At 63.2% G+C, this 2,135-nt stretch carries 2 protein-coding genes and 1 pseudogene; 2 read left to right on the forward strand and 1 reads right to left on the reverse strand.

The genetic code is table 11. From position 1 onward, the window contains the following. Positions 1-9: 9 nt before the first annotated feature. Both tnpB and tnpC read left to right on the forward strand, forming a co-directional pair. Positions 10-171, forward strand: coding sequence for an IS66 family insertion sequence element accessory protein TnpB (tnpB, locus tag L6637_RS43015; RefSeq protein ID WP_377803229.1), 162 nt, complete (start codon positions 10-12; stop codon positions 169-171). A 69-nt stretch (positions 172-240) separates the two neighbouring features. Continuing rightward, positions 241-1,830 (forward strand): IS66 family transposase, encoded by a 1,590-nt coding sequence (gene tnpC, locus L6637_RS42170; RefSeq protein WP_237874449.1) that lies wholly within the window; start codon positions 241-243, stop codon positions 1,828-1,830. 20 nt (positions 1,831-1,850) lie between these two features. Here the strand turns inward: tnpC and L6637_RS42175 are convergent. After that, a pseudogene (locus L6637_RS42175) lies at positions 1,851-2,135 on the reverse strand (IS66 family transposase); the annotation flags it as partial.

Here is a 2,135-nt window from a genome sequence, read left to right on the forward strand (position 1 = left end):
ACGGGCCTGGTGTTGGTGCACAAGCGTCTTGAAGGTTGCAAGTTCGTTTGGCCAACGATCGCAGACGGCGTGATGCGAATATCGCCGGCGATGTTCGCGGCCCTGTTCGAGGGGCTGGATTGGAGATTGGTCCGTCCGGAAGAAGCGCGGCGTCCTCAGGCGGCTGGATAACTGCGGCAGAATGACTCGGCTGCTATTTTGAACGTGGCACGCGCGGCGGCGATGTGCTCGAAATAGCGCATGAGCATCGCGACGCTGCGCGACGAAAATGAACAACTGAAAGCGCTTTTGGCGCAAACGCAGGCGGCCTTGAGCGAGCATCAAGGGGCGCTGGCGGCGTCGGAGGAAGCCCGGCGTCGGCTGGAGGTCATCCTCGGCGAATTGCGGCGCGACAGGTTCGGCGCGAAGTCCGAGAAGCTGCGGCCAGATCAGTATCACTTGCCGTTGGAAGACGTGGAGATCGCGCAAGGGATCCTGGACGCGGCGCAGGAGAGAGCCGCGGCTGTGATCAAGGGCCGATCGCGGAGCGATCCGGATCAAGGCTCTCATCGCAACCGTGGCTGCTTGCCTGCCCATTTGCCGCGAGTGGAACGGGTCATCGAGCCTGCAAGCACGCGCTGCCCGTGCGGTTGTGGTGCCATGACGAAGATCGGCGAGGACGTCAGCCAGCGCCTTGACGTGATCCCGGCGCAATGGCGCGTGCTGGTCACGCGCCGCCCGAAATACATCTGTCGCCGGTGCTCGGGCCCCGTCGTGCAGGCGCACGCACCGGAGCACGTCGTGCCCAGCGGGCTGCCGACCGAAGCGGCTATCGCGCACGTGATCGTCTCCAAGTTCGGCGACCACACGCCGTTTTATCGTCAGGCCGAGATCTATGCGCGCCAGGGCATCCGGCTTGATCGGGCGACACTGGGCAACTGGTCTGGCCGCGCCTGCTTCCATCTTCAGCCCATCGCGGACCACATGCGCGACCACCTGGCCATGGCGGATCGCCTGTTCATGGACGAGACCACAGCGCCGGTGCTTGATCCCGGGCGAGGCCAAACGAAGAAAGGCTACTTCTGGGCGATCGCCTCAGACGACCGCGGCCATAGCGGTCCAAGTCCACCAATCGTGTTGTTCAGATATGCGCCCGGTCGCAGCGGTGCCTTCGCGCAGCAGTTCCTGGACGGCTTCGGCGGACGCTTCCTGCAATGCGATGGCTATGACGGCTATGACCGGCTGACCGAAGTCGATCGACCGCAGGGGCCGTGGACGCTCGTGCATTGCTGGAGCCATTTGCGACGGCGCTTTGTCAAATTGGCCCGCAACAACAAATCGCCGATCGCCGAGGCCGCCGTGCGGCACATCGCGCAGCTCTACGCGATCGAAGCCTTGGTACGCGGCTCATCGCCGGACACCCGGTTGGCAGCGCGCAAGGCGCACTCGCTGCCCTTGGTAGCCGCGTTGAAGTCGTGGTTCGAGAAGCAGCTGTCGATGATCTCCAGCGGTTCGACGCTCGCCGAGGATATCCGCTATGCGCTCAATCATTGGCAGGGGCTGACCCGCTTTCTCGAAGATGGGCGTCTCGAACTCGACACCAACCCGGTCGAGAACGCCATCCGGCCAGTCTGCTTGACCAGGAAAAACGCTCTCTTCGCCGGTCATGAAATCGGGGCAGAAAACTGGGCTTTGCTGGCATCGATCGTCGCCACATGCAAGCTCAACGACGTCAACCCGGCCGCCTACATCGCTGAAACGCTCCAGGCGATCATCGACGGCCATCCCAATAGCAGAATCGGCGACCTCATGCCGTGGCGCTTCCGCAAGGCGTCAAGCCCGCATCAATAGGGTGACGGCTCAGCGCTTACGTTGATCGGCTTCAGGACCTCGGAAGAGTGCGAGAGGGTCTCGCGCTCACGCAGCAACCAGACGTGCATGTCGTCGAGAAGCGGCTTGCTCTTTTCCTGGCGCACGGCACGCCGCTCGTCGGCATTTCGGCCGTTGATGGCGCGCTCGATCTCGAACAGGGCGTCGAGACGCTTGACCACCTCCAGCGCGATCGGAGAGACCGGTTTGCCCTTCTTGCCTTCCCGAGCATTCTTCTCGATGTCAGCCAACTCGAAGAAGCCCCGCCGCGCATGGGCCAGGCAAAA

Origin of the sequence: Bradyrhizobium zhengyangense, from assembly GCF_022012435.1 — a bacterium.
In the GTDB taxonomy this organism is placed as follows: domain Bacteria; phylum Pseudomonadota; class Alphaproteobacteria; order Rhizobiales; family Xanthobacteraceae; genus Bradyrhizobium; species Bradyrhizobium zhengyangense.